A 22,117-nucleotide genomic window follows, 5' to 3' on the forward strand; every position below is an offset into this window, starting at 1 on the left:
ATGAGTACTTAAAGTCAGTCATCTCTGATTCTTGGGCTGTATTCAGCAAATCATCAAGCTATGCCAAGGGCTGGATAGAACAGTTCGTGCCTTGGGTGCTGTATGGTTAGTTTTGCGGACAACTATAATTGTGATCGCTTGCCGGTTTCATTACGACGATTAAAACGCCGGTGCTATGCAAAACCGCCACCGAACGCATAACGCTCGGTGGCGGTTTTAGGAACGATTATTTCAATTGCGGTTTTTTATTCATTCAACTGCAATTAAAAAGCAAAAAAATCAAAATCACTGTCCACTGCGGACGAGCCGGACGCTGTAGGCGTAGCTCCGATAGTAGCCGTTGGCGCTGCCATCGTTGAAATACACGCGCCACGCGCCGTACGTGGTGCTGGCATACGGAGAACCGGACCAAAACCACGAACTCGGCGTATTTGGGAATGCCCACGCCACGATTGTCGGTTGATTGTAAGTGCCGGAGCAGGGAGTTAAATCAGCCGTCATACCAATCGTGACCGGCGTACCACTGGAGCAATACACCAGCGTTTTTAATTCGTCTATGGTTGGAATACGAAAACCGCCGGTTGCCGTTTGTTTGATTGCTGTATCCCAATCAAACATGGCGGCGTCTCCATCGCATTTTTGCGTCGTTTTATTCCAAGTCTGACCAACGCTGCACCGCTGCCATTCCAAACCCGTTCTGACATCGCGGATAATTTCGCCATTGTCACCGAGTGGCAAATAACGTAATTCGGTGTAAGCGCCACAGAACTTGGGCAACATCGCCGGAGTTAATCCAGCAGCCACGTTTGCCCGACAGATCATCTCGAAGGCTGTAACCATCGTCGCATGTCCTTGATCTAGCACCGCCGCCCACGCCGTTCCATCGCACAATTCCAATTGAGTTGCATTCCAACGCAGTAAACCTTGTGTCGTGCTATTGCAGGCAGCGGTGGATTCACCAACCAGCGGCGCGACCGGCATTTGTCCGCTGGTCAGCGCATTGATCTGCGTTTGCAAACCGCTGAGTGATGGACGCGGTTCGATACTCCACGCGCTGCTGTGAAAACCAATGCCAATACCGACGGCAGCGATCATTAAAAAGCGGGAGATGAGATTCGATTTCATGGTGTTTTTTTCTCGTTGGAAACCAGCGCAATAAATGCCCCTTTTATTCAAAAGGGGCATTTGTGAGTTCAACTGCAATTAAAAAGCAAAAAGATCAAAATCACTGTCCGCTGCGGACGAGGCGAACGCGGCCGCTGCTGTAGTACCGACTGCCGTTGTAGGCGCCGCCATTGTCGAAATTCACGCTCCACGCGCCGTACGTGGTGCTGGCATACGGAGAACCGGACCAAAACCACGAACTCGGCGTATTTGGGAATGCCCACGCCACGATTGTCGGTTGATTGTAAATGTCGGAGCAGGGAGTTAAATCAGCCGTCATACCAATCGTGACCGGCGTACCACTGGAGCAATACACCAGCGTTTTTAATTCGTCGATGGTTGGAATACGAAAACCGCCGGTTGCCATTTGTTTGATTGCTGTATCCCAATTAAACATGGCGGCGTCTCCATCGCATTTTTGCGTCGTTTTATTCCAAGTCTGACCAACGCTGCACCGCTGCCATTCCAAACCCGTTACAAAATCTTTAATGATCTCGTCATTAGTTCCTTTAACCAGATAACGATTCACGGTATCGTTTTTGACCAAGTTACGAATGGCAGCAAACATATCAGTTATCGTCGCATGTCCTTGATCCATGACTGCCAACCATGCTGTCCCATCGCACAATTCCAATTGACCAACAGTTGCATTCCAACGCAGTAAACCTTGTGTCGTGCTATCGCAGGCGGCGGTGGATTCACCAACCAGCGGCGCGACCGGCATTTGTCCGCTGGTCAGCGCATTGATCTGCGTTTGCAAACCGCTGAGTGATGGACGCGGTTCGATACTCCACGCGCTACTGTGAAAACCAATGCCAATACCGACGGCAGCGATCATTAAAAAGCGTGAGATGAGATTCGATTTCATGGTGTTTTTTTCTCGTTGGAATGATGAAAGTTGCGATGCGTTCATGCCGCAGTCGCGTGACGCCGCCAATTGCGCAATGCCAGCCAGCCCAACACTCCAGCCAGTATTGGATTGGGCGCTGGTGCGGGATTTGGTGGCGGTGGCACGACCGGCGCAGCGGTCAGCGTGATGTCATCAATGTTGTAAAAAAAATCGACAGTAGCGTTGGTCAACGCCGCGCTGGTGAAAGCGGTATCGCTGGTTAAACCCAGAAAAAATACCGCACTATCGTCTCTCAGATATTTGTAGGGTGTGTCTGTGTCCAACATCGCCGTCACACCGCCAGCGGACAATTGAATATCGCCGTCAAACAGCGTCTCGCCAAGCGTTTCGTTCGTGATGATGAACAGCCCGATGGCATTGCTGGTAGCGAATGACAAGCTGAAATTGCTGTTTGCCCCACTCAGCAGATCAAAGTTATCAGCATCATCAATGCCGAGATAATTCGCGCCGGAGGTGGTGGCGTAACCCGTCGCCACTGCCAATTGACCGGCAGTGTCATCATGCCCGGTAAAGGTCACGCCATTAAACGCACTGCCCGACGCAAAAGCCCCGACGGACAACGCATCAAAATTCAACGTCGCAACGGAAGTGTAGCTGCCGGTCGCCGTCATAAACGCGGTGTAGTCGGTATAAGCCATTGGCGAAGCAATGGCGCTACCGATACTCGCCGCACATAACACAGTCGCGGTGATAAAACCGGACGATTTGCCGAGCATTAACATCTCGATCTCCCTTAACACATTGATAAAAAAAACAATTCACTGCTGTGCCCGGTGGTTAATCACACTCTGACTCGCACAAAATAACCCACTGCAATGGCTTAGTCACATTTGATGCCAACAGTATTAGTGATTGAAAAATAATGGAAAAATTGACAGCGCACCTCGTTCTTTCAATTCAAGCGAGAGCGCAGTGTAAAAAAACCTGACATTTTATGGGCTTAAAATATGGTGTTTTGCTTTCGCTGCGCCATCAAAATGCCGCGCTTCTGTCAGTAACGCTTTGTTATATCAGAACATTAAATTGCCAATTCGCAACGCCTACAACAGGCAAAAAAGCTGACACTTTTTCGATCTCATAACGCATTAAATCAACTGTGTACAATCACCTTATTATTAAAAAATCAATGGTTATTTGATAACCACGTCATTCTTAAACACACGAGCAACAATAGGCAGCAGCGCCAGCGGTCATCAAACTGCCGTAATCACACGCCCTCCACTTGCTAAGATAACCAGCTTTCACCGCGCCGCTTTGGGATTTGGAAATATGAACGCACCCACCGATGACAGCCTGCTGTCGCCTACCGACACCCTTGATCTCAGTGATCCGAGTTTGTATCTCAACCGCGAATTGACGTGGTTGGCGTTCAATCAACGGGTGCTGCATGAGGCAGATGATCCGCGTAACCCGTTGTTAGAGCGCGTGAAATTTCTCGCCATCGTCAGCAACAATCTCGATGAATTCTTTATGAAACGCATCGGCGGCTTGAAGCAGCAAATCGCCGCCGCCGTCCACACGCCGAGCCTCGATGGCCGCACCCCGCTCCAGCAATTGAAAGCCTGCCAGACCGCAGCGCGTGCGTTTCAAATGGAGCAACGGCGCATTGATGAGGCGCTGATGATCGAACTGACCGCGCACGACATCCGCATCATTCGCCACGCCGATTTATCCGCCGATGCCAGCGCCCGCCTGCGCGAGTATTTCCGCGCCAACATCTTTCCGATGCTCACGCCGTTGGCGATGGACCCGGCGCATCCGTTCCCGTTTATTTCCAATCTCACGCTTAACTTATTGGTCACGCTACGTTTTCCCGGTGGCAACGAGATTTACATGGCACGAGTCAAGGTGCCGGTGAGCAAAGATGTGTCGCGGCGGCTGATTGCGGTGGACGGCAGCCACACCTTCGTCACGCTGGAAGATTTGATGGTCAACAATCTGGACATGCTATTTCCGGGCATGGAAATCGTGTCCTGCGCCCTGTTTCGCGTCACCCGCAACGCGATTGTCGAACCGGACGCGGAAACAGCGAATGATCTGCTGGAGATGATCGAAACCGAGCTGCGCGAGCGGCATTTCGCGCCGATTGTGCGGCTGGAAGTTGAGCCAAAAATGGAGCCAACGCATCGCGGCATGTTGGCGGCCGAATTGGGTTTGAATGAAGATGAAGATGTATTTGAAATTGCGGGCATGATGGCGCTGCGCGATTTATTTGAATTAGCCGCAATTGATAAACCGGAATTGCACGATAAACCACATCGCCCGGTGGATCATCCGTTATTGGCGAATGATCGCCGCAATATCTTTCACATCATCCGCGAAAATGGCCCGATTTTATTGCAGCATCCCTATCAACCATTTAGCACTTCAGTTGAACGCTTTTTGCGCACGGCGGCAGAAGACCCGAAAGTATTGGCGATTAAAATGACGCTCTATCGCACTTCGGCTGGCGCGATTTTAGATTCATTGATTCAAGCAGCGCGGAATGGCAAACAGGTTGCGGTGTTGGTGGAATTAAAAGCGCGATTTGATGAAGCAGCCAATATCCAATGGGCGCGGCGTTTAGAAGCAGAAGGCATTCACGTTAATTATGGCGTGATGGGTTTGAAAACCCACAGCAAATTGATTTTCATCGTGCGGCGCGATTATGCGCAATTGCGGCGCTATTATCATATTGGCACCGGCAATTATCACGCTGGCACTGCCAAGCTGTACACCGATTTGGGAATGCTCGGCTGCGACGAAGATATTGGACAGGATTTAACCGAGCTGTTTAATTATCTCACCGGCTATTCACCGCCGCCGAGTTATCGCAAAATTCTCGCCGCGCCCTACACGCTAAAACGCAGCATCATTGATAAAATCAACCGCGAAATCACGCATCAAAAGCGCACAGGCAACGGTTTGATTCAAATGAAGATGAATGCGCTGGAAGATGCGGATATTACCCGCGCTTTATATCGCGCCAGCCATACCGGAGTGCAGGTTGATTTGATTATTCGAGACACCTGCCGATTTCGTCCGGGTTTACCGAATATCAGTGAAAAAGCGCGGGTGGTCAGTATTGTGGGGCGTTTTTTAGAACACGGGCGGATTATGTATTTTCATAATAACGGCGCGGAGGAGTATTACATCGGTTCGGCGGATATGATGGGGCGCAATCTCGATAGCCGCGTGGAAGTTCATGCGCCAGTTGAAAACCCCGAATTGCGGCAGGAATTGCGCTTGATTTTAGATGTGCAATTTGCGGATACGCGCTCGGCGTGGGAAATGAATAGCGCGGGTGAATATATTCAACGCATTCCGCTTGATGACAATACCAAGGGTGCGCAGGAAACATTGATTGAGGTGGCAGAAAAACGTCTCGCAGCGGCAGCGAAACACAAGGAAAAAAAGGTGCGTTCCAAGCTCTTGAGTCATTTTCAATGGCGCTTGCGCGACCGCAATCTTCGCAGCTAATACAGGTAACAGCATGAAAGCACGGATAAAATGGATTGAAGGCGTCGCCATGTTGGGCGAATCCGGTTCCGGTCACGGCGTGGTGATGGACGGGCCGCCGGAGCTGGGCGGGCGCAATCTCGGCGTGCGTCCGATGGAAATGCTGCTGTTGGGCATGGGCGGCTGCACGCAGTTTGATGTGTTGCTGATTTTGCGCAAAGGGCGGCAGGACGTGACGGATTGCGTGGTGGAGCTGGAGGCGACGCGGGCGGAAACGGATCCGAAGGTATTTACGCAGATTCATGCGCATTTCATCGTCACCGGGCGCGATCTTGACCCGAAACGGGTGGAGCAGGCGATCCGCTTGAGTGCGGAAAAATACTGCTCGGCATCGATCATGCTGGGAGCGACGGCGACGATCACGCACGATTTTGAGATTCGCAGCGCGTAACGGCGCTGGTGTTGGCGGGTCGCTGGCAAACAAAAAGGAGTTAGGTTGTTTAACCTAACTCCTTGTTTGATTTGAGCTTAATTTGGTACCGAGGGCCGGAATCGAACCGGCATGGGGTCACCCCCGTCAGATTTTGAGTCTGATGCGTCTACCAATTTCGCCACCCCGGCAACGCGAGCGGAAATATACACGAGTCGCCGCAAAAATGGTACCGCAGTTGTGACTGATGGTTTACCACCACTTCGGCACCAAGATCAGCGCCCAGCTCACCACGCACAGGGCGATGCTCACGAACACGGCGGCGGAAGCAATATCTTTTGCCCGCCCGGATAATTCATGCCGCTCTAAACCAACCCGATCCACATTCGCCTCAATTGCTGAATTTAATAATTCAACCATCGGCACAATCAATAAGCTGCCAAGTAAAATAGCGCGTTCCACTGGCGTGTCTCCTAACCACAGCGCCAGCGGTATCAACGGAATCAATAAAAACACTTCTTGGCGGAAGGCTTCTTCTAATTCAAAACAGCTTTTTAAGCCCTGCATTGAATAGCGAAACGCATATAACACGCGCCGCCAACCTTTAACGTTTTGATTAGCCATCGGCATTCTCAACGGCATTCGGCGTCCACGCTAAATCCAATTGCCGCGCAGCGCGGACATCATCTAAACGACGACGCGGTAAGGTGTGCGGCGCAGTTTTCAAGCGTTCGGGATGTTCCAGCGCCTCGTGACGAATGGCGACCAGCGCCGCCACCAAACCATCTAATTCTTCTTTGCTCTCGGTTTCGGTCGGCTCAATCAGCAAACACTCCGGCACCAACAGCGGAAAATAGGTCGTCGGCGCGTGATAGCCGTAATCCAACAGCCGCTTGGCGACATCCATCGCCGTCACGCCCCAGTCTTTTGCCTCGCGTTTCAGGGTGATGATGAATTCGTGGCTGGCGCGACGCTGTGGATAGGCCGCTTCAAATCCTGCCGCTTGCAGCCGCGCCAGCAAATAGTTGGCGTTGAGCGTGGCAAATTCCGCCACTCGCGCCATGCCGTCGCGCCCCAACAAACGGGCGTAGACATAAGCCCGCAGCAAGATGCCGATATTGCCGCCAAAAGCCGTCAAGCGTCCGATGCTATTGGGGCGATCAACTTCGGTGAGCCAGCGATAACTGCCGTCGTCCTCGCGCTGCACCAGCGGCACCGGCAAATACGGTTCCAAACGCGGTGACACGCCGACCGGACCCGCGCCGGGACCGCCGCCGCCGTGCGGAGTGGAGAACGTTTTGTGCAGATTCAGGTGAATCACATCAAAGCCCATATCGCCGGGGCGCACCTTGCCGAGAATGGCGTTGAAATTCGCGCCGTCGTAATACAGCAGCCCGCCCGCAGCGTGAACGGTGCTGGCAATGGCTTGGATATTGCGATCAAACACGCCGACCGTGCTGGGATTGGTCAACATGATGCCGGCCGTTTGTGGTCCCACCGCCGCTGCCAGCGCCGTCAAATCGACATCGCCATCAGCACCAGTCGGAATCTCACGCGCCGTAAAGCCGCACATGACCGCTGACGCCGGATTGGTGCCGTGTGCGGCGTCCGGCACCAACATTTCAGTACGCGCCAGATCGCCGCGAGCGCGGTGATAAGCGCGGATCATCGCCACGCCAGCAAATTCGCCCTGCGCCCCAGCGGATGGTGCCAACGACACCGCCGCCATGCCGGTCAGTTCTTTCAACATTTCCTGCAAATCGTGCAAACAAGCGAGCACGCCTTGACCGTGACTGGCGGGTGCCAGCGGATGTCGCGCTAAAAATTCCGGCAGCATCGCCAACGTGTGGCTGGCGCGGGGGTTGTATTTCATGGTGCAGGAGCCGAGCGGATAACAGTGGGTGTCAATCGAAAAGTTCTGCTGCGATAAGCGCGTGTAATGCCGCACCACTTGTAATTCCGAGACTTCCGGCAGCAGCGGGCGAGTGCGTCGCCGCCATTGCAGCGGAATATCAGTGGCGGCTGGTGGCGCGAGCGGAGCTTGCGTGGGAGCACGGCGACCGGGGCGTGAGTGGTCGTAAATCAACATGAGTGCAATCCTGATTGAAGTGAGACGGGAGTTGAGTTGTCAGTTGTCAGTGAGCAGTTGTCAGGCGGTGAATTCAATAACATCTTTTTGAGCAGTGAATTGAGCGCGGCATGAAAAACGTTTACAGCATGATGATGACGATCTTGTCGTTGCAACGGGAATGATAAAACGCAATTTTATTCCAGCACTCGCCAATGATCTCCAGTCCACATTTCACAAGGACGATAATTGGTTTTATATGCCATTTTGCGCGTCTCTTGAATCCAATAACCCAAATATAAATACGGCAATTGTAATAGTTGCAATAAATGAATCTGCGTTAATACCGCCACCACGCCGAGTGCTCGCGGTGCCAGCGTGGGCTCAAAAAAGGTGTACACCGCTGACCAGCCGTGCGGCAGCAAATCGGTGACGGCAACGCCAACCAGTTCCTGATCGCAGTGAAATTCCAGCAGCCGCGTGTCGCCGCCCCAGTCATCCAGCAAAAATTGGCGATAACTGTCCGCAGTCGCCTCGTCTGCCATGTTGCCGTCTGGATGGCGGGCGCGAAGATACCGGCAATACAACGCAAAATGTTTGGGGTGAAAGGTCGCGGCAGTCACGGTGCAAGTGATGTCACTGCGATTGCGCTGCCAAGTACGGCGCTGCGAGCGATTCGGCTGAAATGTCGCTACCGGAATTCGCAGCGGGACGCAGGCGGCGCAGCGCCGGCAATCAGGACGATAAACATGACTGCCGCTGCGCCGAAAGCCGCGCTCCAACAGGGTTTGATAGCTGGCGCTGTCAATGGTCGCAGTCGGATCGACAAAAACGGTGCGGGCAAGCCGTCCGGGGAGATATGCGCAGGGATGATCGTCGGTGCGATAAAGCGGCAAACGGTGGGTAGCGTGAGTCATGGCGCGGCGTCGTTTAACAGAATTCTGAGTGAGCAGTTGTCAGTCGTGGATCACTGGAATCACAGGATTAACCATTGAATGCCAATCTCTGCCAACAAGTCACCAGTGTCGCACAGCGGCAGCCCCATCACGCCAGAATAGCTGCCGTCTAAATGCGTGATAAACAACGCGGCGCGACCTTGAATGCCATACGCGCCCGCTTTATCACGCGGTTCTCCCGTCTGCCAATACGCCTCCAACTCCGCCTCCGTGAGCGGGCGAAAAGTGACGCGGCTGGTGCTCAGGCGCAGCCAGTGGCGCGACTCCGTCGGCAGCGCCAGCGCCACTGCCGTCAACACCTGATGCGTGCGCCCGGATAACAGCCGCAGCATCGCCAGCGCCTCCTCCCGATCACGCGGTTTTCCCAAAATCTGCGCCTCGCAAATCACCGCTGTATCTGCCGCCAGCACCGGCAACGGCGGGAGCGCCAGCGCCGCGAGCTGCGCACAGCCGACTTGCGCCTTGGTCAGCGCCAGCCGCTGCACATATTCCGGCGGCGACTCAGCCGGCAGTTGGCGCTCGTCGCAGTCGCCATCCACCACCGCAAAACGCACCCCGATTTGGCGCAATAATTCAGCACGGCGCGGTGAGCGCGAGGCCAGATAAATCTGCGCTTCAGTCGCCACGATGGTAGGGATGACCATTGAGCACACTCCAAGCCCGATACAATTGTTCCGCCACGATCACCCGCACCAGCGGATGTGGAAACGTCAGCGCCGATAATGACCACCGCTGCTCGGCGCGAGCCAGACACTCTGGCGTCAACCCATCCGCGCCACCGATCAGCAACGCGCAATCGCGCCCGGCAGCCAGCCACTGGCGCAACTGCTGCGCCAATTGCTCCGTGCTCCACTGTTGACCGCCGCCATCAAGCGCGATAACGCCCGCACCTTTGGGAATCGCCTGCACCAGCCGCTGCCCCTCAACGGTACGCGCCAACGCCGCGCTGGTCGTTTTGCCCCGGCGCTGCGGCGCAATTTCCACCAGTTTTAACGCACACTCCGGCGGCAGCCGTTTGGCATATTCCGCATAACCCGCCGCAATCCACGCCGGCATCCGTTGTCCAACGCTGATGAGATGAATCCGCATAATTTTGAAAATATCCGCTTACAAAGAGGACGGCGATCATCGCCGCGATTGTCGTGAGCGTAAACGCTGCGGATTGATCGGTTACAATCGGCGCTCGTTTCGGCAGGTGCCGAATGGTTATTCAATTCACTGCTGGCGCAATCGTTGTCATTGCCCAGCAATCGTTTTAATTCACACTGTGCTACGGAGAATGCTATGGGACTTGGTGGGATTAGTATTTGGCAATTGCTGATTATTTTAGCAATTATCGTGGTGTTATTTGGCACTTCACGCTTAAAAAATATCGGTTCTGATTTAGGCAGCGCCATTCGCGGTTTTCGCAATTCAATGGCCAATGGCGAGAAAGAAGACGACGCGCCCGCAGCTCCGGCTGCCAGCGTTCATCCCGCTGCGGATGCCAACGCCACTGCGAAACCCAATCCGCTCGATAAGGATCGGGACACGGCAGCGCGGTCATAAACTGCTGGCGCACATAGGTTAAGCCCATGTTTGATGTCGGTTTTTCAGAATTAATTTTAGTCGCCGTCGTCGCGCTGATCGTCATCGGCCCCGAACGTTTACCCAAAGTCGCTCGCACCGCCGGGCTATGGCTGGGGCGAGCGCGACGCACGCTCGGCGCGGTGAAACAGGAAATTGACCGCGAATTGAAAGCCGGAGAATTAGCCGAGATTCTCAAACAACAAGCGGTATCGCAGTCAGTGGAAACCATTGTGGAATTCACTGCTGCGCCATCCGCCCCGATTCCGGTCAGCACTGCTGCGCCGGTCACACCCCCTGCCGCAATGGACACCGACGCCCCACGTTAGCGTTCGGTATTCTTACGGCGGGATTTTAATCCTTACAACCGTCAGCGATGCGCGTATCGCTGACGGTGTTTTTTTTCAAGTGGTCAGTCAGTGAAAAGCTGGAGTGAAAACTCCAATATCACGCCACACAGTTGCATCAAATAACAGCAGAGACTGTGATTCGATACAAATGAAAACTGCCAATTGAAACACTGAAAATTCAATTCAAGAGGTGAAGCGTTTGAACGTGTTATCGCTCCAAAATTCGTCGCGTGTCGTCATGGCAGCAGTATTTTTAGCGGCAGCCTTGCTGCCCGTCGCCGCCAGCGCCGCCACCGGACTGCCGGAACTCACGCTGTTTGGCATTCCCGCCGAATTCATTTTATTTGCCTGCACCCTGCTGGGCGTGGCGTTGTTTCACCACCACACCTTGCCGGTCGCATTGAGCGGCTTAACGGCAATTGTCGTTTATAAACTGGTATTTACCGGCTTTCATGCCGGCACTGGCTTGGCGGGATTAGCCGGACACATGGCGGGCGAGTGGGTCATTTTGACCAATTTGTTGGGATTACTGCTCGGTTTTGCCCTGCTGGCGCGACATTTTGAGGACAGCGGCGTCCCATTGGTATTGCCGCGTTATTTACCAGCTGGCTGGCTGGGCGGATTCGTGTTGCTGGTGGCAATTTTCGTGCTCTCCAGCTTTCTCGACAACATCGCAGCCGCGCTCATTGGCGGCACCATCGCCTTGACCGTCTTTCAACGCCGCGTCCACATCGGCTATCTCGCCGCCATTGTTGCCGCCTCCAATGCGGGTGGTTCGGGCAGCGTTGTTGGCGATACGACAACGACTATGATGTGGATTTCTGGTATTGCACCATTAGACGTGTTTCATGCGTATGTCGCCGCAATTGTTGCGTTAATTGTATTTGGAATTCCAGCCGCATTACAACAGCATCGCTTCTCACCAATTGTGTGCGATGTTCCTGCGGGAAGTCGGATTGATTGGCCGCGAATTGGCATCGTCGCGTGGATTTTAATTGCAGCAGTGACAACCAATATCGTGATGAACTTTGCTTTTAAGGATTTAGCCAATAGTTTTCCGGTGTTAGGATTAGCCGTTTGGGTAGCGATTTTAATTGCAGTGCCGTTGCGCAAGCCAGAATGGAGTTTATTGCCAGAAGCAATCAAAGGCAGTTTGTTTTTATTAACGCTGGTCGTTTGCGCATCCATGATGCCCGTCGAACGTTTACCTGAAGCCTCGTGGTATTCCGCCTTCACTTTAGGATTTGTTTCCGCAGTATTCGATAACATTCCTTTAACGGCATTAGCAATTGAACAAGGCGGATTTGATTGGGGCATGTTGGCGTATGCAGTCGGCTTTGGCGGTTCAATGATTTGGTTTGGTAGTTCAGCGGGCGTGGCGCTTTCAAACATTTATCCAGAAGCAAAATCAGTCGGCGCGTGGTTACGGCAGGGCTGGCACGTCACGCTGGCGTATATCATTGGTTTTGCAGCGTTACTGTTGACGCTGGGTTGGCAGCCGCACGTTGCAACATTGGCACCTTAAACGCAGCATGTTGAAATGCTGAATAACCAATAACTGCCAGAATACGCATTGCAAACAACAACTGCATTTATTTTATGGCAGTTGTTGTCTAAAATGCTCACCATCATCGTTCATTGAGTTGAGAACACACATGCACTATCTCAGTACACGCGGCGGCATTGCACCTATTGGCTTCAGCGATGCGGTAATGATGGGTTTAGCGAATGATGGCGGCTTGCTGATGCCGGCTGAAATTCCACATATTGACGCCGCAACGCTGCAAACATGGTCAACTTTACGCTTTCAAGAATTGGCGCTGGAGGTAATGACGCCTTTTATTGGCGCTGACATTCCGCGCTCCGATTTGCGCATGTTAATTGAACGCGCCTATGCGCATTTTACGCATCCAGAAATAACGCCAGTCGTTGACGTTGGTACACTCAAAATCCTCGAATTATTTCATGGTCCAACCGCCGCATTCAAAGATGTGGCGCTGCAATTCCTTGGCAATTTATTCGAGTATTTATTAGCACGCACGGGGGGAAAATTAAATATCATCGGTGCAACGTCTGGTGATACAGGTTCAGCAGCCATTGATGGAGTGCGTGGTAAAGCGGGAATTGAGATTTTTATTTTGCATCCCAAAGGTCGCGTGTCGCCTATTCAAGAACGGCAAATGACCACCGTGCAGGATGCGAATGTCCACAATATCGCCGTGCATGGTACCTTTGATGATGCGCAAAACATTGTTAAAGCCTTATTTAACGATTTGCCCTTCAAAGCGGCATATCAACTTGGTGCCGTCAATTCAATTAACTGGGCGCGAATTTTAGCGCAAACCGTCTATTATTTTTATGCGTGGGGACGTGTTACTGGTGGTGACATCTCGCGCCGCCTCAATTTTGCAGTGCCCACTGGAAATTTTGGCGATGTATTTGCGGGTCATTTAGCGCGGCGCATGGGATTACCGATTGACCGCTTAATCATTGCCACCAATCGCAACGATATTTTAACTCGTTTTGTGCATACCGGCATTTATGCAAGTGGCGACACTGTACATCAAACTATTAGCCCGGCAATGGATATTCAAATTGCCTCGAATTTCGAGCGGTATCTTTATGATCTTTATGCCGGCGATGCTACACAAATTCGTGCCTTACTCGCTGACTTTCAACAGACTGGGCGCTTAACAATTGATGCGCAACATCATCAACAAGTACAAACTGATTTTGCCGCTCGCGCCGCAACCGATATAGAAACTTTGGCACAAATTCAAGCGACTGCTGCGGACAGTGGTTATATTTTATGTCCACATACGGCAGTAGGTGTTCATGCTGCGCACGGGCAACCCGATTGCGTGTGTTTAGCAACGGCGCATCCTGCTAAATTTAATGATGCAGTGTGTAATGCCATTGGACATGAAGCGCCCTTGCCGTTGTCTTTGCAGGGGTTAATGGAAAAAGAACCGCGTTGTATTGCATTGCCAGCAACGGTGGCGGCAATCAAAGCACATTTAGAAGCAACGTTAATTCCTATCGCGTCCTAATTGCAGTGCGTTGCGTTGTATAATGCAACTCAACGCACAAAAAACTGCTCTCGTTCACTCGAATTGTGCAATAGCACTGAATAGATTGAGAACCCAACACAATGACTGAAACCACGCGCTATGTGCGAATTCTTGACACGACCTTACGCGACGGCGAACAAACGCAAGGCGTATCCTTTTCACCAGATGAAAAAGTAAATATCGCTAAAGCGTTATTAGAATTAGTGCGCGTTGATCGTATTGAAGTTGCCTCGGCGCGAGTCTCATCAGGAGAAGCCGATGCAGTAACGCGCATTGTGACGTGGGCAAATGAACGCGGATTAGCGGATCGCGTGGAGGTTTTAGGATTTGTCGATCATGGTTTAAGTATAGAATGGATTCGCAGCGCGGGCGGACGTGTTATCAACTTATTGGCAAAAGGCAGTGAAAAACATTGTCACGGTCAGTTAGGAAAAACGCTTGAACAACACGTCATTGACGTGCGCAACAATATCGCTTTAGCACAACAGCATGGCTTGACCGTCAATCTGTATTTGGAAGATTGGTCAAATGGTTATCGGGATGCTCCAGAGTATGTGTTTGCATTGGTTGCGCAATTAACTGATTGCGGTATTGGGCATATCATGTTGCCAGATACGCTAGGCGTAATGACTCCAGATCGTGTTTTTGCCGCGATTACCGATATGGTGCAACGCTTCCCGACAGTACAATTCGATTTTCATCCGCACAATGATTATGGTTTGGCAACTGCTAATGTATTAGCGGCTGCCCAAGCTGGTGCCGCAGCAGTGCATTGCACCGTAAATTGTTTGGGAGAACGCGCCGGTAATGCGTCATTGGCAGAAGTTGCAGTCAATTTGCGCGATCAACTCGGTTTTGACATTGGTATTGATGAAACCCATTTAGTGCGCGTTAGTGAATTGGTGGAATACTTTTCTGGTAAACGGCTGGCGGAAAATGCCCCTATTGTTGGCGCTGATGTCTTTACGCAAACTGCCGGGATTCATGCCGATGGTGATAAAAAAGGCAGTCTTTATCACAGTCGTTTATCACCAGAACGTTTTGCACGTCGGCGCAATTATGCTTTGGGTAAATTAGCAGGCAAGGCGTCGTTAGCAAAGAATTTAGAGCGCCTTGATATTGATTTATCAGAAGAGAATCAACGCAAGGTGTTGAAGCGCATTATTGAACTGGGCGATTCAAAAAAATCAATTACTTTGGAAGATTTGCCGTTTATTATTGCCGAAGTATTGGAAAGCAAAGATCACAATCACGCCGAATTGCTGGCGTGTTCAGTTGCATCAACGCTGGATTTAGAATCCACCGCGAGTATTCGGCTGCGCATTGATGATGAGATGTATACGGCAGTGGGCGCTGGAAATGGCGGTTTTGATGCGTTTGTCAATGCGTTAGGTAAGGTGGTGAAACGACGTGGTTTAACGTTGCCAACGCTGGTCAATTATGAAGTGCGAATTCCCAAAGGTGGACGCACTGATGCGCTGACTGAATGTAGTATTAGTTGGAACACGGAACAGGGCGAATTGCGCACGCGTGGAGTTCATGCTAATCAAGTATTTGCGGCAATTGCGGCCACGTTGCGAATGCTCAATATCATCATTCATCGCGGTTTGTCGGTAACGGAATCAGCTATAAATAAGACGATGTGATATTAAATTGCCATCATATCGCTACAAAGATGAATCCGATGCTTGAGGCAGTTATTTTGCAATGTTGACAGCCATGTGCTGCTGACTATCAACCCGCAATAATGCACCGGCGCTATAAAAAAACCGCTCCCAATTTAACGTGGTGCGCGGATTTTTTATTCGAGCGGTATCAACAATTCATCGCGTCCCTTGCTCCGCAAAAGTGACAATATCAGCAGCGGGCTTAATCGAATTTTTGTTGATTGCTGTTGACAGCTTTTAATGATTGTGGTCTTCTATGTCTCAGGTGCTTAAGAACACCTCAGATAGCGGTTTCCACACCCGACAGTCATGTGGTTTTTATTTCCCCAGTTTTTCGCTGGGGGGTGCGGAGAAATAAGGGGAGTAATCCCGCGAATAATCTCGCCGTCTATCTGCGGTCTTAAGCCCCTCAACGACCCTTCGGGGTCTTTCCTTAAGAGAATCAGATAGGTATCCATTATGGATAATCGCACTATCACTCCTTTCTTGTTTGGTCAACAGAAAATTCGTGTCATCTTGATTGATGATGATCCTTGGTTTATTGCGACGGATGTTTGCACTGCACTTGGAATTGACCCTACCGCAATTCGTAAACTCGATGATGATGAAAAGGGTCTGCATTCAATGCAGACCCTTGGCGGGGTACAAGAAGTTAGCATTATCAATGAGTCCGGCTTGTACACCATGATCCTGCGCTGCCGCGATGCGACCAAGCATGGCACCGTCCCGCATCAATTTCGCAAGTGGGTCACTAATGAAGTTCTACCTTCTATTCGCAAGACTGGCAGTTATCATATTGGGCAAAATAACCCTGCCCTTTCCCCATTACCGTATTCACCAGCATTTGAGATTCAAATTGCAGAATCCGCAGCGCGAACCTTGCGCATGTCAGATACCAGCAAGATTCGGATGTTTACCTCACTGTGCGAAATAAAAGGCATCAATCCGAGTTTTTTGCCCGCTTATGTTGATGAGCCATTGGTGAAAGCCATTACCACGCTCTTGAAAGAGATAGATCATCCATTCGGTCATCATGTTGCGAAACTTGTGAACCCAACACTGGAGAAAATGGGCATTCTGGAGCATCTTTCACGCAAAGGGCGCAGCAATGAGATTAAAAAGTTTTGGAATCTCACTGCTGAGGGTTTGCAATACGGGCGCAATGAAACCAGCCCGAACAATCCCCGCGAGACGCAACCGCTGTTTTTTGTGGAACGCTTTCCAGATTTATTGCAGCGGCTGGAGACGTACATTGATGAACATGCGCTGCTGACTATCAACCCGCAATAACGCACCGGCGCTATAAAAAACCCGCGCCTAATTCAAATTAGTGCGCGGGTTTTTATGTGCTTGGCGATCAATGCTATAACAAAATAGTGACATTTTTAAGCTGTGATAGAATGACAGGCAATTGTAGGAACCAATCATAATGACTACATATCACACGGATTTTTATCTTTGGACGCAACAGCAGGCCGATTTATTGCGGCAAGGTTCATTGTCAACATTGGATACCGTGCATCTTGCTGAGGAAATTGATGATATGGGTGCCAGTCGAGAGCGCGAATTGGAAAGTCGGCTGGCAGTGTTATTGGCGCATCTTCTGAAATGGATCATTCAACCTGAACGGCGCGGTAATAGTTGGCGCTTGACGATTAAAGAACAACGCCGTCGTCTTGATCGCTTGCTATGCAAAAATCCATCATTGCGAGCGCGATTGTCGGAAATCATCACTGAAGTGTATGGCGATGCGGTGTTAATGGCAGCGCGGGAAATGGATTGCGCAGAAGACGATTTGCCAGCAGCATTGCCGTTTACTATTGAACAAGTCCTCACTGAATGGTGGCCAAATTAAATCAGTGGTGACGCACAATAACACTCGTTCCCAATGCAAAGACCTTTGATTGAGAATGTCATTCGTGGCTTTGGTTATACACCGCCTGTTATCTGTACGCCTTCACACTTGAGCCTAACAAATCAGTCCAGCGGACTACCTTCAGCATCCGCTGAATTCAAACCTTAGCTTTTATCCCACCCAATCCACCGGGCGTTGCTGATCCGGGCGCAGTTTGGTGGTGAAATACACATCCGCATCATCTAAATCAACCGCTGCACCCGTTGCGTTAATTAAAGGTTGTTCGTAATCTTTCCAACCACGCAAGCCGGTTTTTAAGGAGACGACCGTTTGATAACCCAAGACATTGAGCGAATAAGCCGCTAATACGCTGCGATACCCAGAGCGACAAATCACGATGATTTCTCGCGCTCGTGCCTGCACCAATTCCGGTACCGTTTCTTCATAGTCCCATTCACACGCAGATTCTAAAATCCCACGCGGCACGTTAATAGAACCAGCAATGTGCATCGCCGCAAATTCATCCGGTTCGCGCACATCAAGCAATAATAAATCGGGATTGTCCGCTAACCGTTCTTCTAAATCCCAAGGCATGATCTCTTGTACGTCGCTTAAATGACTGTGCATTAAGTCTAAAAAGGTTTTCATTGGCTTTTCTCGTTGTGTGTTAATTCAGTTGGGTTGCACCGCCGCAATACATGCTTGACCCAGTGCTAATCCACCATCATTTGTCGGCACTTGTCGCGGTATCAATACGCGCAGCCCCGACTTTTTTAATTGCTGCGTCACGCATTCCATTAACAGCCGGTTTTGCCACACGCCACCCGCCAGCGCGACAGTCTCCAAACCATGCTGCGTCGCCATTTGCTGCGCTAAGGCGCTGATTGTGTTGCTTAAACCAACGTGAAACCGCGCCGCGATCTGTTCGCGGGTGACGCCGTGCGCCATATCCGCCAGCAGCGTTTCCCACAACGGCGCTGCATCAAGCACCGTCGCCGTCGCCGTCGTCACCAGCGCCAGCGGATACCCCGCACCAGCGGTCGTGATCGCGCCCGTCGCTAACTGTTCCAGCATTTGCGCGGCTTGTCCTTCGTAACTCATCCGCGCTCCCGCGCCGACCGCCGCGGCGACGGCATCAAATAACCGCCCCGCCGAACTGCTCAACGGCGCATTGACGCCCCGCGCCAGCATCTGTCGTACCAGCGCCAGCGGTTGTCGCTGCGCCAGCTCGCGCAGCAGCGGTAAATCGGCATGGCGACTGTGCAGCGCGTCCCAACCGGCGCTCTCTAACTGCGCGACCAGATTGCGCCAAGGCTCTCTGATCGCCATCGCTCCGCCCGGCAGCGCCACCGGCTTGAAATGGGCAACGCGCTGATAATGCTGATAATTACCCACTAAAAACTCACCGCCCCACAGCGTTCCGTCTGCACCGTAGCCCAAACCATCTAACACGATGCCGAGCACCGCACCTGCCGCGCTCGTCCAGCCGTGTTCTGCCAACACGGCGGCGAGATGCGCATGATGATGTTGGACGGCGATCACCGGCACTGACTTTTGTGCGCCCCACTCGCGTCCGAGCTGGCTGGCGTGATAATCAGGATGCAAATCAACGGCATAACGCTGCGGTTCGCACCGCCACAATTCAGGTAAGCGCGTCAATTGCTGCGCCAACTCCCGCGCCACCCGCACGCTGCTGAGATCGCCCAGATGCGCCGATAACACCGCTTGCCCATCGCGCAGCAGGCAGCAGGTGCTTTTCATCTCGCCGCCGAATGCCAGCACCGTCGGCAGCTCGGCAAATTCATCTGCCAGTCGCAGCGGTGCAGGTGCAAATCCCCGTGCGCGTCGCAGCACTCGCGTCGTTCCGGCGGCCTCACGCAGCACGGAATCATCGACGCGATTGACGATGGCGCGGTCGTGCAGCAGCAGCGCGTCGGCGATGTCCGCCAATTGCCGCTGCGCCTCGGCGTTGTCGGTACACGGCGGCTCACCGCTGCAATTGCCGCTCGTCATCACCAGCGGGCGCGTCCACTCGGTGAGCAGCAGATGGTGCAGCGGGCTGGACGGCAACATCATTCCCAGCGTGATCTGTTGTGGCGCAATCATCGGCGGCAATGGCGGCGCATCTGTGCGCTGGCGCAGCACGACAATCGGCGCTGCGGCACTCGTCAGCGCGGCATTTTCTGCCGCATTCACCCAGCAATAGCGCCGAATCACTGCCATATCTCGCGCCATCAGCGCCAGCGGTTGCTCAGGACGCCGTTTGCGCTGGCGCAGGGTGGCGACGGCAGCGGCGTTGTGCGCGTCGCAGGCGAGATGAAAACCGCCGTTGCCTTTGAGCGCGATGATCTGTCCCGCCGCCAGCAGGTCACTGGTCGCCGCGATGACATCCGCTGCGCCGTGCGCCAGCCGCTGACCCGTCGCCGTGACCAGCCAGAGCTGCGGGCCGCAGACCGGACACGCAGTCGGTTGGGCATGAAAGCGGCGATCCGCAGGATCGGCATATTCGGCCGCACACGCTGCGCACAGTGAAAATGCCGCCATGCTGGTGTTGGCGCGGTCATACGGAATCCGCGCCACGATGCTGAAACGCGGCCCGCAGTGGGTGCAATTGGTGAAGGCGTAACGATGACGGCGATTGGCAGGGTCGCGGATGTCGGCGCAGCAGGCGGCGCACGGCGCAGCGTCGGGAACGATGCCCGTTGTGAGCGCGGTCGCAGTGCTGGCGCTGATGACGAAGGCGCTGGCGGGCTGCGGCGCGGGATCGGCGCTGCGTTCCAGCGTTTCCAGCCGCGCTAACGGCGGACATTCCGCCCACAATCGCGCACAAAATTGATCGAGCGCGGCGCGACTGGCTTGGGCGTGAATCAACACGCCGTCGCCGTCGTTGCGCACCGAGCCGACGATGCCGCCCTCCTGCGCCAAACGCCACACGGTCGGGCGCAAACCGACGCCCTGCACCAAGCCGCGTATGCGGATGATTTCAGCGATCACGGCGGCGCGATTGCGATTGGATTTTTAACGGACTGCGCTGCGCACTGCATCCGCAATAAAACCAGATCGCGTTGTTCCATGCGCCCGAACGTAATCATCAAGTTTGGCAAGCAATAAGCGCGGTAATGTGATGTTAAGCGTTTCAGGTGGACCAAAATAACGTTCCACTGGCACATCAACGGCTGCCCAAATCCATCCTGCAAAATCGGGATTTGCGAGATGTTCAGCAATTGGTTTCGACAATGGAATCTCGCCGCCGTCTTCAATAATACCTTCCAGATGTAAATCTATTGCTTCTAATACAGAATCCAATGCTTCATCAAAGGTATCTCCTGACGAAAAACAACCCGGCAAATCAGGCACTATCACACCAAAACGCACTCCATCATCTGTATGTAGTACAACTAGAAATCGCATGATTGTCTCCTAGGAGTTACGCAGTTGACCAAAAATAGCTTTAGGATACAACGATGAACGCTGCAAAATGTACAGAGCAAGATTACATTCAGTTTTTAATCGCTACTCCGCGAACATATAGCTGCACGGAGGCTGCAAAGGTGTCGCCAAAACTTAATTCACCACCTGCACATGATTCTTTTACACGCTTATTAACGCGAGACTCCAAAGCACTATGGGAAGAAGTTGCACCTGAAATTGTAAAAAATAGCGGGGCGCTAGTTATTGATGATTCCACGCTCGATAAACCATATGCTAATAAAATGGATTTAGTTTATCACCATTTTGTCAATTTATTATGGACAGATGGCGACAGTTATATTCCTAGGAGTTACGCAGTTGCGAACAAGCCATACAATGGTGCTGATAAATAAAATCGCATGGCACTGCGCACGATCTTATTTTCCGCTTCCATAATGCTTATTCCAGTTCGATAGAAGTAGCGTTCCAAACGTATGAAAGCACGAATTGCAAGACCAATATGATTGCGTTGAGAAATTGCTGAACGCGCTTGACAGCGTTCCACACCGCAGTTTTGTTTGAGATCGTGATGATAAACTTCAATCATCCATCTTTTTCAGCCAAACTTTTGCGCATCAAATTTGACATTAAAAAATCATTAGTTTCCCAGTATTCCGTGTCACCGTTTTTGGCAACGATCCGAAATACTTTTACTAAGCCGTAACCTTTTAGGTGAACGATTTCTCCCTCAGCAGAAATATGAACATCTCTAATCGCTCTGTTTCCAGTTCGGTCTGGATCAACTTGCCGGTTTGATTTGAGCTGCGTCAACCAAATCCATTCTAAGATCCTGATTATTTTTAGGTTTTCTAAACTAGAGTACCAACTATCAAATACTACAGCAGTCGGTTGAAAACCCCTTTCTTTTGCAGTTTTAAGCATTTCCTTAAAATGATCATTTTTTGTTAAATGATCATTATTTTTATCATAAATCCGATAATCGCAAGGAATATATAGTCGATCCAACATAAAATGATTACAAATGACAGGCAAACAAAGCATCAACTGAGCAATGGTTCCTTTTACGAATCGCTTTTGCTTTTGCCCAATAGTTTTCAATCGGATTTAAGTCAGGTGAATATGGTGGCAAGTATTCTAAAATATGCCCGCTTTCTTTAATCTTTTGCTGAATATCTTGTCTTTTATGAAAAGCGGCATTATCCATAACAAG

23 protein-coding genes and 1 tRNA gene are annotated in these 22,117 nt (G+C 51.8%); 10 read left to right on the top strand and 14 right to left on the bottom strand.

Annotated features, from left to right (window positions below; all coding sequences use genetic code 11):
- Window positions 1-285 precede the first annotated feature (285 nt).
- The 3 genes from CKO12_RS11740 to CKO12_RS11750 all read right to left on the bottom strand — a co-directional run bounded on the left by CKO12_RS11740 (window position 286) and on the right by CKO12_RS11750 (window position 2,796).
- The gene (locus CKO12_RS11740) at window positions 286-1,125 is read right to left on the bottom strand and encodes an Lcl C-terminal domain-containing protein (protein ID WP_200154933.1); all 840 of its coding nucleotides are present in this window, start codon (window positions 1,123-1,125) and stop codon (window positions 286-288) included.
- Between the two features lie 100 nt (window positions 1,126-1,225).
- On the bottom strand, window positions 1,226-2,032 hold the full coding sequence (locus CKO12_RS11745; RefSeq protein WP_200154934.1) for an Lcl C-terminal domain-containing protein: 807 nt from the start codon (window positions 2,030-2,032) through the stop codon (window positions 1,226-1,228).
- Window positions 2,033-2,073: 41 nt separating this feature from the next.
- Window positions 2,074-2,796 (bottom strand): hypothetical protein, encoded by a 723-nt coding sequence (locus CKO12_RS11750; RefSeq protein ID WP_200154935.1) that lies wholly within the window; start codon window positions 2,794-2,796, stop codon window positions 2,074-2,076.
- A 547-nt stretch (window positions 2,797-3,343) separates the two neighbouring features.
- Between CKO12_RS11750 and ppk1 the strand changes: the two genes are divergently transcribed.
- The gene (gene ppk1, locus CKO12_RS11755) at window positions 3,344-5,533 is read left to right on the top strand and encodes a polyphosphate kinase 1 (RefSeq protein WP_242466315.1); all 2,190 of its coding nucleotides are present in this window, start codon (window positions 3,344-3,346) and stop codon (window positions 5,531-5,533) included.
- Window positions 5,534-5,546: 13 nt separating this feature from the next.
- Window positions 5,547-5,963 (top strand): OsmC family protein, encoded by a 417-nt coding sequence (locus CKO12_RS11760; protein ID WP_200154936.1) that lies wholly within the window; start codon window positions 5,547-5,549, stop codon window positions 5,961-5,963.
- Between the two features lie 83 nt (window positions 5,964-6,046).
- Here the strand turns inward: CKO12_RS11760 and CKO12_RS11765 are convergent.
- From CKO12_RS11765 to rlmH, 6 genes are all read right to left on the bottom strand, one after another.
- Window positions 6,047-6,133 (bottom strand) — tRNA-Leu (locus tag CKO12_RS11765).
- 61 nt (window positions 6,134-6,194) lie between these two features.
- Complete coding sequence (locus tag CKO12_RS11770; protein ID WP_200154937.1) at window positions 6,195-6,566, bottom strand: diacylglycerol kinase; 372 nt, start codon at window positions 6,564-6,566, stop codon at window positions 6,195-6,197.
- Entirely contained in the window at window positions 6,559-8,031 is a 1,473-nt protein-coding gene (gene gcvPB, locus CKO12_RS11775) for an aminomethyl-transferring glycine dehydrogenase subunit GcvPB (RefSeq protein ID WP_200154938.1), read from the bottom strand. Before gcvPB ends, CKO12_RS11770 begins: the two co-directional genes overlap by 8 nt.
- Before the next feature lie 176 nt (window positions 8,032-8,207).
- Complete coding sequence (locus CKO12_RS11780; protein ID WP_200154939.1) at window positions 8,208-8,927, bottom strand: arginyltransferase; 720 nt, start codon at window positions 8,925-8,927, stop codon at window positions 8,208-8,210.
- Window positions 8,928-8,986: 59 nt separating this feature from the next.
- On the bottom strand, window positions 8,987-9,610 hold the full coding sequence (locus tag CKO12_RS11785; protein WP_200154940.1) for a Maf family protein: 624 nt from the start codon (window positions 9,608-9,610) through the stop codon (window positions 8,987-8,989).
- On the bottom strand, window positions 9,582-10,055 hold the full coding sequence (gene rlmH / locus CKO12_RS11790) for a 23S rRNA (pseudouridine(1915)-N(3))-methyltransferase RlmH (RefSeq protein WP_200154941.1): 474 nt from the start codon (window positions 10,053-10,055) through the stop codon (window positions 9,582-9,584). Before rlmH ends, CKO12_RS11785 begins: the two co-directional genes overlap by 29 nt.
- A 195-nt stretch (window positions 10,056-10,250) precedes the next feature.
- Between rlmH and tatA the strand changes: the two genes are divergently transcribed.
- The 7 genes from tatA to CKO12_RS11825 all read left to right on the top strand — a co-directional run bounded on the left by tatA (window position 10,251) and on the right by CKO12_RS11825 (window position 17,475).
- Entirely contained in the window at window positions 10,251-10,514 is a 264-nt protein-coding gene (gene tatA / locus CKO12_RS11795) for a twin-arginine translocase TatA/TatE family subunit (RefSeq protein WP_200154942.1), read from the top strand.
- Window positions 10,515-10,540: 26 nt separating this feature from the next.
- Window positions 10,541-10,861, top strand: a complete 321-nt coding sequence (gene tatB / locus CKO12_RS11800) for a Sec-independent protein translocase protein TatB (RefSeq protein ID WP_200154943.1) — start codon at window positions 10,541-10,543, stop codon at window positions 10,859-10,861.
- Between the two features lie 226 nt (window positions 10,862-11,087).
- The gene (locus tag CKO12_RS11805) at window positions 11,088-12,407 is read left to right on the top strand and encodes a citrate transporter (RefSeq protein WP_338032742.1); all 1,320 of its coding nucleotides are present in this window, start codon (window positions 11,088-11,090) and stop codon (window positions 12,405-12,407) included.
- A gap of 130 nt (window positions 12,408-12,537) precedes the next feature.
- A complete protein-coding gene (thrC, locus tag CKO12_RS11810) occupies window positions 12,538-13,932 on the top strand; it encodes a threonine synthase (RefSeq protein WP_200154944.1) in 1,395 nt (464 codons plus the stop codon).
- Window positions 13,933-14,033: 101 nt separating this feature from the next.
- The gene (locus tag CKO12_RS11815) at window positions 14,034-15,599 is read left to right on the top strand and encodes an alpha-isopropylmalate synthase regulatory domain-containing protein (protein ID WP_200154945.1); all 1,566 of its coding nucleotides are present in this window, start codon (window positions 14,034-14,036) and stop codon (window positions 15,597-15,599) included.
- A gap of 480 nt (window positions 15,600-16,079) precedes the next feature.
- Window positions 16,080-16,910: a BRO-N domain-containing protein gene (locus tag CKO12_RS11820; RefSeq protein ID WP_200154946.1), complete on the top strand. Its 831-nt coding sequence runs from the start codon at window positions 16,080-16,082 to the stop codon at window positions 16,908-16,910.
- 139 nt (window positions 16,911-17,049) lie between these two features.
- Window positions 17,050-17,475, top strand: a complete 426-nt coding sequence (locus CKO12_RS11825; RefSeq protein ID WP_200154947.1) for a DUF29 domain-containing protein — start codon at window positions 17,050-17,052, stop codon at window positions 17,473-17,475.
- A gap of 171 nt (window positions 17,476-17,646) precedes the next feature.
- Here CKO12_RS11825 and CKO12_RS11830 read toward each other — a convergent pair whose 3' ends face one another.
- The 3 genes from CKO12_RS11830 to CKO12_RS11840 are packed head-to-tail and all read right to left on the bottom strand — an operon-like array spanning window position 17,647 to window position 20,886.
- Window positions 17,647-18,123, bottom strand: a complete 477-nt coding sequence (locus CKO12_RS11830) for a rhodanese-like domain-containing protein (protein ID WP_200154948.1) — start codon at window positions 18,121-18,123, stop codon at window positions 17,647-17,649.
- 24 nt (window positions 18,124-18,147) lie between these two features.
- On the bottom strand, window positions 18,148-20,469 hold the full coding sequence (gene hypF, locus CKO12_RS11835) for a carbamoyltransferase HypF (RefSeq protein ID WP_200154949.1): 2,322 nt from the start codon (window positions 20,467-20,469) through the stop codon (window positions 18,148-18,150).
- Window positions 20,470-20,493: 24 nt separating this feature from the next.
- Complete coding sequence (locus CKO12_RS11840; protein ID WP_200154950.1) at window positions 20,494-20,886, bottom strand: type II toxin-antitoxin system HicB family antitoxin; 393 nt, start codon at window positions 20,884-20,886, stop codon at window positions 20,494-20,496.
- Window positions 20,887-20,939: 53 nt separating this feature from the next.
- Between CKO12_RS11840 and CKO12_RS11845 the strand changes: the two genes are divergently transcribed.
- Window positions 20,940-21,299: a hypothetical protein gene (locus CKO12_RS11845; RefSeq protein ID WP_200154951.1), complete on the top strand. Its 360-nt coding sequence runs from the start codon at window positions 20,940-20,942 to the stop codon at window positions 21,297-21,299.
- A 190-nt stretch (window positions 21,300-21,489) separates the two neighbouring features.
- Here CKO12_RS11845 and CKO12_RS11850 read toward each other — a convergent pair whose 3' ends face one another.
- Complete coding sequence (locus CKO12_RS11850; protein WP_200154952.1) at window positions 21,490-21,915, bottom strand: transposase; 426 nt, start codon at window positions 21,913-21,915, stop codon at window positions 21,490-21,492.
- A gap of 7 nt (window positions 21,916-21,922) precedes the next feature.
- A partial coding sequence (locus CKO12_RS11855) for a transposase (RefSeq protein ID WP_200154953.1) occupies window positions 21,923-22,117 on the bottom strand: 195 nt, incomplete at its 5' end.

The sequence above is a fragment of the Chromatium okenii genome (assembly GCF_016583745.1).
GTDB lineage: Bacteria > Pseudomonadota > Gammaproteobacteria > Chromatiales > Chromatiaceae > Chromatium > Chromatium okenii.

Coding starts and splice junctions, on each gene's coding strand:
- CKO12_RS11740 (WP_200154933.1), bottom strand. CDS start 1,125: ATGAAATCGAATCTCATCTCCCGCTTTTTAATGATCGCTGCCGTCGGT.
- CKO12_RS11745 (WP_200154934.1), bottom strand. CDS start 2,032: ATGAAATCGAATCTCATCTCACGCTTTTTAATGATCGCTGCCGTCGGT.
- CKO12_RS11750 (WP_200154935.1), bottom strand. CDS start 2,796: ATGTTAATGCTCGGCAAATCGTCCGGTTTTATCACCGCGACTGTGTTA.
- ppk1 (WP_242466315.1), top strand. CDS start 3,344: ATGAACGCACCCACCGATGACAGCCTGCTGTCGCCTACCGACACCCTT.
- CKO12_RS11760 (WP_200154936.1), top strand. CDS start 5,547: ATGAAAGCACGGATAAAATGGATTGAAGGCGTCGCCATGTTGGGCGAA.
- CKO12_RS11770 (WP_200154937.1), bottom strand. CDS start 6,566: ATGGCTAATCAAAACGTTAAAGGTTGGCGGCGCGTGTTATATGCGTTT.
- gcvPB (WP_200154938.1), bottom strand. CDS start 8,031: ATGTTGATTTACGACCACTCACGCCCCGGTCGCCGTGCTCCCACGCAA.
- CKO12_RS11780 (WP_200154939.1), bottom strand. CDS start 8,927: ATGACTCACGCTACCCACCGTTTGCCGCTTTATCGCACCGACGATCAT.
- CKO12_RS11785 (WP_200154940.1), bottom strand. CDS start 9,610: ATGGTCATCCCTACCATCGTGGCGACTGAAGCGCAGATTTATCTGGCC.
- rlmH (WP_200154941.1), bottom strand. CDS start 10,055: ATGCGGATTCATCTCATCAGCGTTGGACAACGGATGCCGGCGTGGATT.
- tatA (WP_200154942.1), top strand. CDS start 10,251: ATGGGACTTGGTGGGATTAGTATTTGGCAATTGCTGATTATTTTAGCA.
- tatB (WP_200154943.1), top strand. CDS start 10,541: ATGTTTGATGTCGGTTTTTCAGAATTAATTTTAGTCGCCGTCGTCGCG.
- thrC (WP_200154944.1), top strand. CDS start 12,538: ATGCACTATCTCAGTACACGCGGCGGCATTGCACCTATTGGCTTCAGC.
- CKO12_RS11815 (WP_200154945.1), top strand. CDS start 14,034: ATGACTGAAACCACGCGCTATGTGCGAATTCTTGACACGACCTTACGC.
- CKO12_RS11820 (WP_200154946.1), top strand. CDS start 16,080: ATGGATAATCGCACTATCACTCCTTTCTTGTTTGGTCAACAGAAAATT.
- CKO12_RS11825 (WP_200154947.1), top strand. CDS start 17,050: ATGACTACATATCACACGGATTTTTATCTTTGGACGCAACAGCAGGCC.
- CKO12_RS11830 (WP_200154948.1), bottom strand. CDS start 18,123: ATGAAAACCTTTTTAGACTTAATGCACAGTCATTTAAGCGACGTACAA.
- CKO12_RS11840 (WP_200154950.1), bottom strand. CDS start 20,886: ATGCGATTTCTAGTTGTACTACATACAGATGATGGAGTGCGTTTTGGT.
- CKO12_RS11845 (WP_200154951.1), top strand. CDS start 20,940: ATGAACGCTGCAAAATGTACAGAGCAAGATTACATTCAGTTTTTAATC.
- CKO12_RS11850 (WP_200154952.1), bottom strand. CDS start 21,915: ATGTTGGATCGACTATATATTCCTTGCGATTATCGGATTTATGATAAA.